The 14,483-nt window shown below is 52.8% G+C and carries 16 protein-coding genes and 1 pseudogene; 10 read left to right on the forward strand and 7 right to left on the reverse strand.

Annotated elements, in window-relative coordinates; genetic code table 11:
- Window positions 1–100 precede the first annotated feature (100 nt).
- Both QMX93_RS01485 and QMX93_RS01490 read left to right on the forward strand, forming a co-directional pair.
- Complete coding sequence (locus QMX93_RS01485) at window positions 101–427, forward strand: hypothetical protein (RefSeq protein ID WP_282351832.1); 327 nt, start codon at window positions 101–103, stop codon at window positions 425–427.
- 29 nt (window positions 428–456) lie between these two features.
- Entirely contained in the window at window positions 457–837 is a 381-nt protein-coding gene (locus QMX93_RS01490) for a histone-like nucleoid-structuring protein, MvaT/MvaU family (RefSeq protein WP_282351834.1), read from the forward strand.
- Window positions 838–1,158: 321 nt separating this feature from the next.
- Here QMX93_RS01490 and QMX93_RS01495 read toward each other — a convergent pair whose 3' ends face one another.
- Complete coding sequence (locus tag QMX93_RS01495; protein WP_259073791.1) at window positions 1,159–1,632, reverse strand: helix-turn-helix domain-containing protein; 474 nt, start codon at window positions 1,630–1,632, stop codon at window positions 1,159–1,161.
- A gap of 209 nt (window positions 1,633–1,841) precedes the next feature.
- Here QMX93_RS01495 and QMX93_RS01500 point away from each other — a divergent pair, with 209 nt between their 5' ends.
- The 3 genes from QMX93_RS01500 (at window position 1,842) to QMX93_RS01510 (ending at window position 4,254) form a co-directional block, all read left to right on the forward strand.
- Entirely contained in the window at window positions 1,842–2,576 is a 735-nt protein-coding gene (locus QMX93_RS01500) for a metallophosphoesterase family protein (RefSeq protein ID WP_282351849.1), read from the forward strand.
- Window positions 2,577–3,067: 491 nt separating this feature from the next.
- The gene (locus QMX93_RS01505) at window positions 3,068–3,565 is read left to right on the forward strand and encodes a hypothetical protein (protein ID WP_017135660.1); all 498 of its coding nucleotides are present in this window, start codon (window positions 3,068–3,070) and stop codon (window positions 3,563–3,565) included.
- 53 nt (window positions 3,566–3,618) lie between these two features.
- Window positions 3,619–4,254, forward strand: a complete 636-nt coding sequence (locus QMX93_RS01510; RefSeq protein ID WP_282351855.1) for an HAD family hydrolase — start codon at window positions 3,619–3,621, stop codon at window positions 4,252–4,254.
- A gap of 74 nt (window positions 4,255–4,328) precedes the next feature.
- On the opposite strand, the gene QMX93_RS01515 is transcribed toward QMX93_RS01510, so the two are convergent.
- Together QMX93_RS01515 and QMX93_RS01520 are read right to left on the reverse strand one after the other, a co-directional pair.
- A complete protein-coding gene (locus QMX93_RS01515) occupies window positions 4,329–5,552 on the reverse strand; it encodes a hypothetical protein (protein WP_282351856.1) in 1,224 nt (407 codons plus the stop codon).
- A 112-nt stretch (window positions 5,553–5,664) separates the two neighbouring features.
- A complete protein-coding gene (locus QMX93_RS01520) occupies window positions 5,665–6,771 on the reverse strand; it encodes a DUF2971 domain-containing protein (RefSeq protein WP_282351858.1) in 1,107 nt (368 codons plus the stop codon).
- Between QMX93_RS01520 and QMX93_RS31015 the strand changes: the two genes are divergently transcribed.
- Window positions 6,722–6,976: an ATP-binding protein gene (locus QMX93_RS31015; protein ID WP_349016152.1), complete on the forward strand. Its 255-nt coding sequence runs from the start codon at window positions 6,722–6,724 to the stop codon at window positions 6,974–6,976. The genes QMX93_RS01520 and QMX93_RS31015 overlap by 50 nt on opposite strands.
- 183 nt (window positions 6,977–7,159) lie before the next feature.
- Here the strand turns inward: QMX93_RS31015 and QMX93_RS01525 are convergent.
- A pseudogene (locus QMX93_RS01525) lies at window positions 7,160–7,369 on the reverse strand (zinc-binding dehydrogenase); the annotation flags it as partial.
- Here QMX93_RS01525 and QMX93_RS31020 point away from each other — a divergent pair.
- From QMX93_RS31020 to QMX93_RS01540, 4 genes are all read left to right on the forward strand, one after another.
- Entirely contained in the window at window positions 7,268–7,807 is a 540-nt protein-coding gene (locus tag QMX93_RS31020; protein ID WP_349016154.1) for a TonB-dependent receptor, read from the forward strand. The pseudogene QMX93_RS01525 and the gene QMX93_RS31020 overlap by 102 nt on opposite strands.
- Window positions 7,808–8,033: 226 nt before the next feature.
- Window positions 8,034–8,654, forward strand: a complete 621-nt coding sequence (locus tag QMX93_RS01530) for a hypothetical protein (RefSeq protein WP_017135666.1) — start codon at window positions 8,034–8,036, stop codon at window positions 8,652–8,654.
- A 262-nt stretch (window positions 8,655–8,916) separates the two neighbouring features.
- Window positions 8,917–9,780, forward strand: a complete 864-nt coding sequence (locus tag QMX93_RS01535; RefSeq protein WP_282351861.1) for a class I SAM-dependent methyltransferase — start codon at window positions 8,917–8,919, stop codon at window positions 9,778–9,780.
- A 390-nt stretch (window positions 9,781–10,170) separates the two neighbouring features.
- Window positions 10,171–11,709 carry an IS3 family transposase gene (locus QMX93_RS01540; RefSeq protein ID WP_282351863.1) on the forward strand — a complete coding sequence of 513 codons (1,539 nt, stop codon included), beginning with the start codon at window positions 10,171–10,173 and terminating at the stop codon, window positions 11,707–11,709.
- 97 nt (window positions 11,710–11,806) lie between these two features.
- Here QMX93_RS01540 and QMX93_RS01545 read toward each other — a convergent pair whose 3' ends face one another.
- The 3 genes from QMX93_RS01545 to QMX93_RS01555 form a co-directional block, all read right to left on the reverse strand.
- Complete coding sequence (locus QMX93_RS01545; RefSeq protein WP_282351864.1) at window positions 11,807–12,196, reverse strand: hypothetical protein; 390 nt, start codon at window positions 12,194–12,196, stop codon at window positions 11,807–11,809.
- 94 nt (window positions 12,197–12,290) lie between these two features.
- Window positions 12,291–13,441 (reverse strand): IS3 family transposase gene (locus QMX93_RS01550; protein WP_087535084.1). Its coding sequence is split into 2 segments (ribosomal slippage): window positions 12,291–13,207 and window positions 13,207–13,441, totalling 1,152 coding nucleotides; the frame shifts between segments, so codons are not numbered across the junction.
- Window positions 13,442–13,520: 79 nt separating this feature from the next.
- A complete protein-coding gene (locus QMX93_RS01555; RefSeq protein WP_282351868.1) occupies window positions 13,521–14,462 on the reverse strand; it encodes a tyrosine-type recombinase/integrase in 942 nt (313 codons plus the stop codon).
- Window positions 14,463–14,483: the final 21 nt, after the last annotated feature.

Consider the following 14,483-nt stretch of genomic DNA (forward strand, 5'->3'; position numbering starts at 1 on the left):
TTACCCAGCGGGAGGGTAACCGTCAGACTGGGTTTCTTCAAGAGAATGCATCGGCTACACTCAACGCACATGGCTCACTCAGCGCAGATTGGTGGATGATATGAGCAGGTCGCATACCCTTGTCGAGTTACGGCTGGCTGAGCATCAATTGGCCACGATGCTGGTCGCTCTGTCGAAGAAGAAAGGTCAGCCTGACTATCTGCTGGACATCGAGTTTCAGACCCAGCTCAAGGCACTGATGATCGAGTTTGGTTATACCACGCCTCAAGTTGTAAAATTGCTCCGCGCTCGCGAAAAATTCACCCAGCAGGGTGTGAATCCATTGCTAGATCTTATTCCAAATGGAAGTACTGAGAACAATTTCGTCGATTGTGCAGAGCCCGCAAAAAATGAGCGATCCCGAGCTCGGGAAAGCTCTTATGCCTGATAGCCTTTCTTGCATAAGGTGAGAGCGCTATGGAAAAGTTGATTAAGCTGCTTGAAGTAAATGATCGGCTTGCCAATGAGTGCTCTACTGCCATGCCGCTCATTAATGATCCTGAAGTAGTCAAGGCTTTTAACTTCCTGACTCGCCTGGACTCACTTGCTGATAAGTATCAGTTTGCTTCGAAGGATATAGTACTGCTTCTTGATCCCAGTCTTGGCTTCGAAGAATTTTCTAAGGTGCCTGCAGGGCAACTGAATTCACCTGCTAAAAAAAGAAAGCCCCGTCCGCTGAAGAGCTACCTCAACCCTCACACGGGCGAAGTGATAGAGACTCGCGGGGCTAACCATAAATTATTGAAGCAGTGGAAAGCTTTACACGGCGCCGCAACTGTCGAGAAATGGACGCGCTAGAGCCACTAATCGGGCACTGCAAGCCTGACCTAAGGCGCCGTGATAGTAAGCGTTCATACCGTAGGGGGTGCCAGTCCGCACTATACGGAGGACTGAACCAGGCACCGGGTCACCAATGACCGTCGCCGTGGAATCCCGCGCCACTGTCGGGTGGCAGCCATCTGTACACCGCAAGATTTGGGACGTCTGTGCCTGCGCTAGGCCCTGAACCTTGAATACCTAGATCGACTTCTTAAAAACTTGATCCATGAAGCGGCCTGTCGATCGACTCCGCAGCTCACCTTCATCAAATCCAGCTCGCGGTGACACGGGGTGATGTTTTCAACCTTCGTCCTTCCAAAGCCGGCTAACCGTCGACTGCCCAAGCCCCAGCAGCCCCGCAGTCTCAACCTGGGTCTTGCCCTCAGCCCTGCACTTGAGTACTGCCGCCCGGTTGATCTCTTTTGATCGAATACGGGGATGCACCGAGTGAAGTTTCCCGTCCCTGAACTCGCCGTCGAGGTTGTCCAGGACACCTAGCTTTTCCAGCTTGGCAAGCTCGCCGGCCAAGTCTTTCAAAAACTCCTTGGGTGTTTGACGGCGGGCATGGGAGGAGGCCGCGGCGAGGAGGGCGACTAGATTGATGTCGAGGACAGTTGAAATGTCCTCGAGGGTGGAGAGGGTAGGACTGCTTTTGCCGTGTTCGATGTTGCTCAGCTGACGAGCCTCGACCCGACCATGGAAGTCTTCCTGGGAGAGATTCTGGGCTGCGCGCGACAGCCTCAGGACGGCGGCGAATGGTTCTCTCAGCGACATTGGGAGCATCCAAAGCTGAGGATAAAGCCATATTGCACGCTTCCACTCCATGCAATATAGTGCTCCGAGCGAATACAAAGGCACTGTGTCCGAATTTTGATGGGAGCGCTAGGAAGCCCTCAATCCATAGCATCGGCATACCCATGCGCTCGCCGCACTGACAGATCCGGTGTGCGTCAATTTACTGCTAAATTCTCAAGAGCCAGCGTTTGCGAATCAGAATTTACTCAGACCTACACGCCGAGCTCCACCGTTTCGACCCGCCGTCCCTTGATGCTGGAGTTGACCTGGTAATCCTCGCCGGCGACATCAACAAAAAGGCCAGGGGCGTCCAATGGGCCAACGATACGTTCGTCTGCCAGGTCGTGTACGTCCCAGGGAACCACGAATATTACGACGGCCACCTTGATCGCACCTTGCACAAGATGCAGGACGCCGCGGCCGGCCACGTGCATGTGCTGGAAAACGAATCGCTGATTCTGGGAGATGTCAGAATCCTCGGCAGTACAGCGTGGACTGACTTCACGTCAACAGGGAACCAGATCGCGGCTAGCAACGCTGCCAGGCAAGGCATGAACGACTTCAAGTACATCAGGGCAGACTCGAACTACAGACGGTTGAGACCGGGTGACCTGGTTACCCGAAACCACATTGCCAAGGACTGGCTAACCCAAAAGCTTGCTCAACCGTTTGGCGGCAAGACGATAGTGGTGACCCACCACTCACCATCGCCCGTGGTGATTGGAGAGCAGCATGAAGGGCATTTGACCGCTGCATACACGAACGACTGGCTGCGTCTGATCGAGAAGGCCCATGTGTGGGTATTCGGTCACACGCATGAAGCTACAGATGTTGAATTAGCAGGCTGCCGGGTGATCTCTAACCCTCGTGGCTACCCGAATGAAAATACCGGGTTCGACCCTTATTTTGAGATCCAAATCTAATGGCCACTTCGGCGATGAAGCACTTTTTTGACCACGCTGTCGAGCCGATAGAGCGCGAGCGGGATCTTCCCTCAGAAGTTATCCAAGCGCAGGGCATAGACTGGGGGGTGAGGGTCGACGCTTACCTTATCAACGCTGCGAGGGCAGGGCAGAGTTACGCTGCGCTCGTTTACAACGATCAGTCGAACGTGAGCACGAATGGAATGACCGTAGCTACCCCTCCACTAGAGGTGGTTGACACGAGGGCGGGGTTCAAGCTCATGCGCAGCCTAAGTGGCAGAGACTACTACGTTATCGCTAGTGAGCTGACCGAGCCGCGGTGAGCATCCCCTGGGTTGGTTAAGCCAGGCTGATGGCCGCTTTAAAGCTGTAGTACAAGGCGCGGGGAGCACGTTGAATTTAAAGCTTTGTATATCCCGTAGACCAGCCCGCTGGACGGCTTCGTGCGCGCTCGTGTTCACGTGGCCATTTGAATGCACTAAGGAAAATGCATGCCTGATCTGAAAAGAATTGAGCTTACCGTCAAGAATTATAATGTTAAAAACTCTGCTGAAATTGATACGCTCTATAGCGAAGTGCGGTGTGAAGACAGTGAGGGTCAAACCTTCTATTTCAAAGAAGTTTGCATGCTGGACTACCTGAAAAGGCACGGGGCGATTGTTACTGATAAGCCTCGCACGTGGTACTACAAGCATTTGAACAAGAAAAGCATTGTTCTTGTTGCATTCCAAAAGACAGATGGAAAGGTCGAGTATGACCTTGATCACATGAAGCTTGTCGCCAGATCTAGCGTACTGAAAGGCATTGTATTCACTCTGGCAGCGATTCCGGCAGGACTAATTATCGCAACCGCCACATACGGCCTGGGTCTTTTGTTTATTCCGGTGGGGGTTTTCTACGGATATAGAAGCATGTTCACAATTCCCAAAATGCTTCGGCGTAAAACACTAGTAAGCGAACTGGCAGGCCATGGTATCGTGGTTCGCTAACGGCTAAGTGCCCGTAATCGCCCAAGCTATGTTATCCGATTGAGGAGGGCCAGATGGTAGATGGGGTGATTTTCGATGCCTTCGGTACGCTTCTTGAGATTCGGAACCGGCAGAATCCCTTCCGACGGCTTCTCCGGTTAGGCTCTCAGCAGGGGCGCACCGCGTCATCCGATGACATACGCTGGATTATGGCGCACTCCCGTGGGCTCGAGGAGACAGCATCGGCATTTGGAATCAAACTCGAGCCGATCCAACTGTTCGAGCTGCAGAGCACGCTCGATCGTGAGCTTGAGTCGATCAAGTGCTTTGATGACGCTCTACCTGCCATTGAGCGTCTCCAAGAGCATGGGATCAAAGTAGGGGTGTGCTCAAACTTGGCCGGGCCTTATTGCTCAAAAGTAAGGAGCCTGCTTCCCGGGCTGAATGCTTATGCGCTGAGCGCTGAAACTGGTGTCCTGAAGCCAGACCGAGAAATGTACCGAAGCGTTTGCGCCATGCTGGATACGTTTCCTGGCCAGGTCATGGGATCTGGAACCGCCCAAGTGCTTATGATTGGGGATTCCAAACGATGTGATGAGCTAGGCCCTCGCCCGTTTGGAATTGTGGGCCATCACCTGGATCGGAAGGGAGCAGGGCGCTTCCAAAGTCTGATCGAGTTCACTAGTGCCATTACAGAGGCCTCGCAGTGAATCCGATCGCTTAGGTTTCAAAAATCGTTACGCTGTTGCTGTTAAGCGGCTAGGAATCCAATTTAAGCTGGTACTCAGTAAGAGTTCAAATCGCTGTCCTTTTCGATGCACTTTACAGCAAGCCAGCGTATGACTGGGGCAACCCTTCGTAGCGCTTGGGATTCAGCAGTGTATGGCTCAAACGTGGGGGTCAATTGCCCTTTACGAGTTTTCTTTGAATGCACTACTGCGCATCGAATTTCGTAGAGCCAGCGAACTAGGCCTTTACCTGCGCCTGCGGCATCATTGTACTTGTCTATTTTAATGCCTGAAGATGTAGGCAGATCGGCTTTAATGAGGGCTATTTCTTTAGTGTCAAGGCTTCCAATGAATTCGCTGACTTCTTGATCTGTGACTAGCAGTTCTACCACGCATTCTAACTGGAGTTTTTCTGAGCGGGCATCTTTCCCAAGAATTCTAGGTGCTTCCTCGAAATAGTACTCCAATACATTGTAGAAGCCCACAAAACTTTTAAGTGCATTTAGCTCATGCAATCCTGAAAAGTAGTGTGACAACATGACGGGATTGTGGAATTTTGTGGCAGCGATACGCTCCACTGGAAGAGAGTGGTCACCACGCCAACCTAAGGTGGTCGACTCCGCCCGCTCAGATATTTGACGAAGAGATAGATCCGTAAGCGCCATGGCTGAATCGTAGTCAATCAGGCTTAACTCAGGTTTTACCACCCTCATTTTGCCCATGTAGCCATCGCGGCTAGCGCTCGGCATTATTATTGCCACTACCTTCTTGTCTAGAACGCCGGTAACGTTTTCTATATGGCGGTACAAACTTTCTTTAATGTAGTTCCGCCCTATGTCCCAATCTTGAAGATCCACCTTGTCATCTGCATCGATGGCTTCAATGGAGTGCACGGATTCGTCATTTAGAACGTCTGCAACAAGAACTTTTGTCAGTCCACGATCCGCCAGTAGATAGTGGTCGCGTGCATCATCCTGCCAGAACTTACCCTCTAGAACCTTAAAGCTCATGCGGGATTCAGGGTGCTTCTTGCTATATTCGAAGAGATAATTGTCAATAAGAAATTCTATTTTATCATCAGATAATACGTCTTGATCTTTCTCAAATCGAACCTGGGCAACGGAGTCTAGGTGGTCTAGATAATAAAATGCTTGCGCCGTAAGCGCGGGCTCACCGTGCACGATAGGGTGGATAATTGCAGGAGCAGTTAGTCCTGTGCATACAACTACCTTGCTTAGCCCTATTCCATTTTCAAGTTGAAGCAATCTATTAATCGCCACAAATTATTCCTCTAAAAATACCTGTCTAGACCTACACGACATTTTACCTAGATCAGGGTAGTGATTACCCGTTTCAATTATTGGTGCTGAACTGCCCGCCTAAGCGTGAGCATCATTTCGAGGGCTGGTCGATGTTAAGAACATTTAAACGATTCTTAAGATCTGCATCGCTTAACGGGCTCGACCCATCCGTGATACGATCACATAGATAGTCAGCGCCATCTGCAACCTCAACTGTTCCCCTGCTGGTTAGCTCAGTATTTAATGCCAAGAATTTTTCACGCCCGGCATGTAGCCTATTATGCCTCAATGCGGATAATATTTTATTTTTATAATCTGCGTTGCATCGGGGGCCAAAAATCACCCCTTTGATTGCTGTATAGTTGTGATGGAAAATCCTTTGCATTGGAAGATCTGGAACTTTTCCCTGCATAGCCAGAAAGCGTGGATCATCAGTTTTGGTAATTAGGAGTCTAGATTCTTGTTCGTAGTCCCAGAAAGAGTTTTTCTGGACAAGAGAAAAAATTTTCGTTGCAATGCCATCCGTAGCGCTTTTAAGGATAGGGATAGATTTCTCAGAGTCCAAGTAGGTTACTGGCAGGAGCTGATGCGTTGCCCATTGAGTTGAGTTTGGATGGGCGTGAAGATCAATTTTTTCTTCGTGATCGTCATAAATCAATGCGCATCCTTTAAATCCGTCTGCGTAATGTGCCCACATTTTTGGCTCAAGCGCTTGCTTGGAGAATGAAACGCTATAAAATGTGTGGTTGTGCCCGCCACTCAGAAGAGCTGTTAAAGTTAGTATGCAGATTTTTGCGCGTGTCTCAGCTGGGCTATCTTGGGTGAATGCAAAATTTGATTCTTTGTCACCTCCTTGCCAAAGGGAGGAGGTGAAGATTGTGGCAAGCTCATGCTCTTTTTTTCTTATGACTTCGAATATTGACTCGGTCGACTTGAAGCTTACGTTTTTGAATAAGTCGGCCAGTTGGGTAGCTAGCTTTAAGCACCGAAGATCAACATGATGGCTCATGTTCCAGGCATCATCAGCTTGTGGGCGCTGCAGAAGTTTTGACCAGAGTTCTACATCGTCTTCGAAATAGTAAACGCCCATAAGATCATTCGGGTCGTTCAACTCGCGATTTTCGGAGAAGTACAATTCATTATAGCGGATGGCGCTCTCCAGACGGGCGCCAGACCTGAAGTATTTAAATACAGCCATATTCATATCCTTTGAAAATACATGTGCGATCTTTGTAGCTAGCTGTCATTATGCCATTATACACTGCCAGCACCAAGAGTCGGGCAGTCTTGGCTTGGGGCTTTCCATCGTGGAAGAGATTGTGACTCGACATGGCGACACTATCGATTTCGAGTCCGGTCTGGCTGCGGGCACCACTTTTAGCACTTCGCTACCCACGGATTAATCGCTGACAAACCAAAGCTGGCCATTGCGAGTAGCCGATTAGGGTCGAAAGCGGTCATCCACTACCGACCGCGATCAACCCGAAGCTGTGCTTCCCGGAGGAAAATTGCTGGCAAGTAAGGGATCTGGCCGTGCGCCGTCGGCCAGCCTCGGATCCTTGCCGTCCGAGGTCAGGACAAACGAGTCAGGAGACCTTGATAACTACCTTGCCAAAAGCGCCTCGTGCCAGGTGTTCGAAGGCCTGGTGAGCGTCGTAGAACGCGTAGGTCTGATCGATAACCGGGCGAATCGTATGTTCGCTCAGGAATTCGTTCATGCGATCGAAGGAAGAACGAGGTGCCACGGCAATGCCACGAATCGTGGTCTGGCGGAAGATAAGCGGCATGAGGCTCAGAGGGGGGCAGAAACCAGCTTTAACTACCAAGTCTCGTCAACTGTCAGTACCTACATGAGCTACGGGCGCATCATTGATGCAGTGATCAACAATCCTCCTGCAGGTACCGGGGCGCAGCTTGTGGTACCCGAACACACCTACAAGGCCGGAGTGCAGTATAGAAATAATTTTATGGATGGCCAGCTTACGCTCAACGCTGACGTTTATCACCTAGATGGCACCCCCTACTCCACAGGCACCGACAAGCATGAAATGCCGCCCTACACGCGGTATGACCTCCGGGCTACTTACGATTACAACGAGTACAGTTTCAGTGTTTACGGCACCTTCCAGCCCCACCGATACGGTACCGAGGTGGCTTACGGTACAAATGTCGGTTTGGTAATTGTGCCTCAGCCTTCTACTACGTTGGGGGCTTCGGTTAGGTACTACTTCTAGAGACGATTAACAAGAACTGACTACCAGGTCGTTTTCTCGTTAATGCCTCTAAATTCTGCAGAATGCCCGGGCTCCACCAATCGAAGGCAGCGTGCGCGTAATCATGCGCGCATGCAGGTGTCCGCTTACCGTGAGTGGTCAAGGGGTAGCGCAATGCCTATGCTTGATATCAAAAGGCTATCAAGCCTAGGATAGTGATCATCCTTACTCAGCGGAAGAGTTGCAAATGAAGTCGAAATCCATCCAGGAACAATTTGGCCAAGAGCTCATTGACGCCGTTGCTCGTTTTGCAAAGAAGGAAATTGGGACGCCGGAGCAACTGGAGGAGCAGGACTTCAAGCACGTGGCAGACAATGAGCTGCGCAAGGCGCTTGCTGAGACGCTCTATGGTGCCAGGTGGCTGTACAAGCTGGGCTTGGCGTTGCTGGCAAATGGCGATGAGCAATCCGCTCACGTAAGAGTGCAGGTCATCGACTATGCATCAATCTGTGAAGCGCTGCTGGCCGACATGATCGTGCAAGCGCATGCAAAAGGTGTGCTTGCAGGCGATCAGCACACCTTTTTCGATGTTCGAAAGAAGTCGCCCATGAATTGGGGGGCAGATCCCCGGACATCGATTCACAAGACGACGTTCGAGTGGCGCATCATTGTCTCCCAAGAATCGGGCATCATCGACTCGAGCCTTGCAACCAGCTTGCATACGATCCGCAACCACCGGAATACAGTGCACCTGACCCTCAAGATCCGAGAGGGTGTTGCGTACTACGCCGGCATGGCACGCCGGGCCCATACGGCCATGCGGGTGCTGATCAGCCAGACCCAGAAATGGACGAAGTCCCTCGACTAGTTGCAGCTGCCGACAGGCACCAATTGGGCGAGCCGAAATCTTTTTTGGGCCGCACTCTGGTCTCTGCTTCAGCCCCACCAGGCCGGCGGCTAGCTAGATCGACCTCGACCGCCGGATCTTGGGCCCTTGATGTCTTCAGCCCTTAATGGGCGCTCTTTACTCTGTGTCGCGTCAGCCGTGCAAGCTTCGATGGCTGCGCTACGCGGGATGTTGCTGAAAGCCGTTTGGCCACCGATACCTTGATCATGGAAGCAGGAATCATATGGTAAAAAATCCCCAGAACGTCCAGCTCTCGCCGGCATTACGAGACCTTGAACACTATCGCCATGAATACGTCGAGAACTGGTCGGTCAACTCAAAAGATCATGAGGAACATGGCCATTACACCTGGATGGCACGCCAAGTTGCGGGCTACCGCCATGTACTCGAGATAGGCTGCGGTACCGGTCAGTCCACTCTCGCATTGCTGGGCAACGGGCACACCGTGATCTGCATCGAGGAGAACCCCTACTGCATCGATGCCACTCGCACTGCAGTAGATGCCGCTGGTTATCGGGTCGCAGTGCTCCACCGTGCGACCGCTCGTTCGTTTGTGGGTGACGACCATTCTTATCACCTTGATTTCGAGAACGATATCCCAGATGCCCCTGATGCTGACTGCTTGATCATTGAGGGCGATGCACTGGGAGACGAAGCCCTTGAGGCGTGGCTGAGGCGACAGCCCAAATTTGACGCTGTGGTGTGCTGGTTGCTAGGGACGCATTTCGCGAGAGGGCACAACGTCGCAATTGATACCTCGGTGATAAAGACTGCTTTTGAGCATCGGATTTTTGTTCAAAACCACGTGTACGAAGTCGCCGATGAAGTCTTACGGTCAGGCGGTATTCTGAATGTGATCGACCGCGAGCAAAACCCAGACACAGAGGAGATGAAGCGCGGGGTTTTGGATTCACACCGAGACCAAGCGAGTGTCACTTCGCTCAAGGTGCAGGGCCTCAGTTCCACCCCGTATATCGAGCCCCAGGCGCCAGGTGCGATGCGCATGCAACTGACTTTGCCGCCGGGAGCAAGCCTCACGGATGCCCCATCACTCGTTCTGCTGTCAGTGACATCCGTTAAACCCTAGACGGGATGTTGTTTTGTTGGAGTCGCCCTGTCGATGACCATGATGCAATGCTGTGCAATTACTTGATGGTTGGGAGTACGTGATGCTACTCCTGCTGGTTTTTGGCGCAGTGATGATGGTCGGGGCCGGGAAGTCCTCCATTGCTGGCTTACGCCTTTTCAGGAGGTGGTTTTCAGGTTGCGCCAGTTGTCTAGCTACGAGTCCGCAATCTGGGCAATCGCACCTGCAACGACAGTGGGAAAAGGCGTATTGACATCACTTAACTGGCTTTGGCCTACTCGCCGCACCTAGTAGACACCTGAAGCGCGATTGAAGACCGGTTGTTGCCGCTGACCGAAAATTGACCCAAAGGGGATGCGGCGGAAATCTTGGACTACCTGGAGGTAGTTCATGTATTCATACGAAGACCGCATCCGAGCGGTCGAGCTCTACATAAAAGTGGGGAAACGCATTGGGGTAACGATTCGTCAGCTGGGCTACCCGACGAAGAACTCTTTGAAGAGCTGGCATGCAGAGTATGAGCGATGCCTCGACCTGGCGCGTGGCTACGAAACCTCGAAGTCGAAGTACTCACTGGCCCAAAGGGAAAAGGCTGTCGAGTACTATCTCGAACACGGTCGCAGCATCGCCGCTACCGTCACGGCGCTGGGCTACCCGGCACGAGATTCGTTGCGTGCCTGGATTTACGAATTGCACCCCGAGTTGCATACGCGTGTCGTTGGCCGATCTGACGGGTTGGCTCGCCCGCCAGCGATCAAGCAGGCGGCGGTTATCGCGCTGTGCACGCGAAAAGAAAGTGCGAAAGCCCTGGCTGAAGAACTAGGCGTATGTAGGCCGAGCTTGTACAACTGGAAAAACCAGCTACTCGGCCCAGAGGCATCTGCATCCATGAAGCGCCGGCTAGAATCCCCATCTTCACCGGAACGAGAAGAGTTGGAACGACAACTCGAATCTCTCAGGCTCGACGTGCGCCGTCTGCAGCTTGAACACGACCTGTTGATGAAGGCGAATGAACTCATAAAAAAAGATACGGGCATCGACCGGCAAATCCTGACCAACCGGGAGAAGACATTGCTGGCTGATGCCCTGAGGCAGACGTACTCCTTGTCAGAGCTGCTTAAAGCGCTGGGCTTGGCCCGAAGTTCCTATTTCTACCATCGAGCCCGAATGCAGGTGGCGGAAAAATACACCGAAGTGCGTCGCGCCATGGCAGACATCTTCGAGTGCAATCATCGCTGCAATGGCTACCGACGGATGAGGGCTTCGCTGAGCCGGCAGCGCGTCAGTTTGTCAGAGAAGGTGGTGCAGCGTTTGATGAAGCAGGAGTGCCTGGTCGTCGCCAAGCCAAAACGGCGTCGATACGGTTCCTACCTCGGGGAGATCAGTCCCGCGCCGGAAAATCTCGTCAACCGCGACTTCACAGCTGTTGCTCCGAATGAGAAATGGCTGACTGACATCTCGGAGTTCCAGATCCCGGCCGGCAAGGTGTACCTGTCTCCCGTCATCGACTGCTTCGATGGGAAGGTCATCAGTTGGTCGATTGGCACGCGTCCCGACGCCGAGCTCGTGAACACGATGCTGGATGCAGCCATCGAAACGGTGGCGGGCAACGATAAACGACCTGTGGTTCACTCCGACCGTGGTGCGCACTACCGCTGGCCCGGCTGGTTATCCCGCATCGCTGATGCGAAACTCATCCGTTCGATGTCGCGCATGGGCTGCTCACCTGATAACGCAGCTTGTGAAGGCTTCTTTGGCCGGCTGAAAACGGAGCTGTTCTATCCTCGCAACTGGCAGTCACCGAGCATCGAGCAGTTCATTCAGACCCTGGACTCATACATTCGCTGGTACAACGAGAATCGCATCAAGATTTCCCTCGGCGCTCTCAGTCCTGTTGAGTATCGTGAGAGCCTGGGATTCGCGGCATAACCAGTCCAACTTTTTGTCCGCATCCCCCTCATCCACGTGGGACAAGTGCGGATCGATCATCACTGACTATCTCGCATACCAGCATGCGAACGCTGACTCATGCATCGGGATGGATGTATTGGATGGTGATACGAACATTCGCCCAATCCTTCCTCATCTCGTTCAGCACTTCGTGGCGCGCGTTGTTGAGATGCCACCGGACATCGCTCCTGGGTTGGTGGGCGATTATCTTTTTGAGATTCAACTCGCCTGCCTCAATTGCTTTTGCAAAGACTGGGATCTCAAGATTGTTGGCCAGTATCTGAGTTTGAAGCTCTCTCAGAGCTGTGGCACCAAGGCGCCGGATGCTTTCGTTGGTGGTCGCATACTCTGGATCATATTTCAGTAATTCCGCCTCTCGAGCATACGAAACGAGAAACCACATCCTTTGATCGTAAGCCTTCAATAATTCACGGAGCATTTTACGGTTTTCAGTCGCGAGCCTCACTATGCAACCTCCTCAGGCAACCACTAGATCGAGGCAAAAGAGTTTACTGGCGTGAGGGCGATCACGACCACGTGATTGAATCGCCCCTGGTTTTCTAGACACTCTCCAAGCTCAGGAAATAGCGTTTCTCATACTCTACTGGAGACAGCTGCATAGCACTGCTGTGTCGGCGTTTAGGGTTATAGAACATCTCGATGTAATCGAAAATATCACTTCGGGCTTCTTCACGGGTTGTGTAGATCTTTCGTCGGATTCGCTCTCGCTTCAAAAGCTGGAAAAAGCTCTCGGCTACGGCATTGTCGTGGCAGTTTCCCCGCCGGCTCATGCTGCTGATTACATTGTTGGCCTTCAAAAAGCTTTTCCAATCCGAGCTACTGAACTGACTGCCTTGATCTGAGTGAATCATAACTTGCTGCTGAGGCTTGCGTCGCCAAACAGCCATCAACATCGCGTCGATAGCCAGGTCGCTGCACATCCTTGGCTTCATTGACCAACCAATTACTTGGCGTGAGAACAGATCCAGCACTACCGCGAGGTAGAGCCACCCTTCATAGGTGCGGATGTAAGTGATATCTGTCACCCAGACCTTGTTCGGCTCACTTACCTTGAACTGCCGCGCGAGGTGGTTGGGCGAGGCCACTGTTGGTTTTCCACCATAGAACCCTGGACGCCGCCGATAGCCCGTTTGAGAACGCAGCCCCTCCGCCTGCATCAAGCGCCTGACTCGATTTCGGCCGCATTCCTCTCCCAGCTCACGCAGGTCATCGTGAATTTTGCGGTAGCCGTATACACCTCCGCTTTCCAGCCAAGCGTGTTTGATCAAGCCAAGCAGACGTTGATCTTCTTTTGCTCGGGCAGATTGAGGCTCGGCCAGCCAGGCGTAATAGCCGCTGGGGTGCACCTTGAGGGTTTGGCAAAGGCGCCGCACCGGGTAATCAGTCGAGTGCTTCTTGATGAAGGCGTACTTCAGCCGCACTCCTTGGCAAAGTACGCGGCGGCCTTTTTTAAGATGTCTCGCTCTTCCGTCACGCGCTTGAGTTCAGCGCGTAGCTTGCGCAGTTCGGCCTGCTGATCGTCGTCTTGCTGACGCTGCTCTTGGGGCTTGCTGTAGACCTTGATCCAGGCGTAAAGACTGTGCACGGACATGCCCAGGCGCTGGGCGACATCGGCGACAGGTTTGCCTTTCTCGGTCACTTGCTTGACCGCTTCGATCTTGAATTCTTCGGGGTAACGCTGACGACTCATGGCACCTCCTATTTGGGCCTCATTATGAGGCTTGGAGGTGTCTACGAAACCAGGGGCGATTCAGATTGCTCTCTCGTGATCAGCCTTCAAGCTTTCTGATAAGCCCACCAAATTGTTGCGCAGGCTCAACATAGCGTAACGCGGACTTCATATCGCTCCAGCCAACGTATTCCATAAGCGTTTTGATGTCCCATCCTGAGCTCGCGGCCCAAGTGGCAAATCCACGTCGGATTGAATGAGCACTGTAGATTTCGGACGGCAAGCCGCACCTCTCCAGTGTGTCGCGAAGCAGGGGAATAAGACTATGGGCCGCAATCGGGCGATCACTGATGTTGCCCCATCGATCAATCGCCCTGAAGACACCGCCGCGGGTTAGGCCGGCTGCTTCAATCCAGGTCAGATACGCTTCGACCGGGCACAGTTTGCTCAACGATGGAGTCTTGTACTCACGCCCTATGTTCTGCCGGTCTCCCTTAGTCGATCCCAGGTAAAACCGGATCCCGACGTAGCGCTCGGCATGAGTATTCTCGATCGTGAGTCTGGCGAGCTCATCACCGCGGAAGCCCCTCCAAAAACCAATAGTCAGCAGGGCGATGTCCCGCGTCCCCTTAAGAAGTGCGGCCATGTTGCCGACGGCTCTTGCCTGAGCAACGTCATCCTCTAAGCACGCTACTGCTTTTTCGAGGTGTAGTAGTGCCAGAGGTGCTGCTTGCTTCTGTTGCACGGGGTGTACCGCCCGAATGCCCTTCAGCAACTGCCTGACCTTAGGGGCCTTGGTGGGGTCGGGGAATCCGTTGCTTTGGTGCCAGTTGGCAAGCGCGGCCAAGCGTTGCTTAAGAGTGCTGAGCGCCAGCTGGTCTGCGTACTCAGCGATGTAGCGCACCACCGACTCAGTGGTAGTGGGGAGATAGCCGCCCCAAGTCACCTCGAAGTGCGTGAGGGCAGCGGCGTAGCTCTTCGATGTGTTCTCTCGAACGCTCGCTCCTAGATAGCGATCGGCTTTGCTGGCCACCTCAACCACACACGTTCCCCACTCGAGCCC

This window comes from Pseudomonas sp. PS01303, assembly GCF_029959385.1.
GTDB classification, from domain to species: Bacteria; Pseudomonadota; Gammaproteobacteria; order Pseudomonadales; family Pseudomonadaceae; genus Aquipseudomonas; species Aquipseudomonas rustica.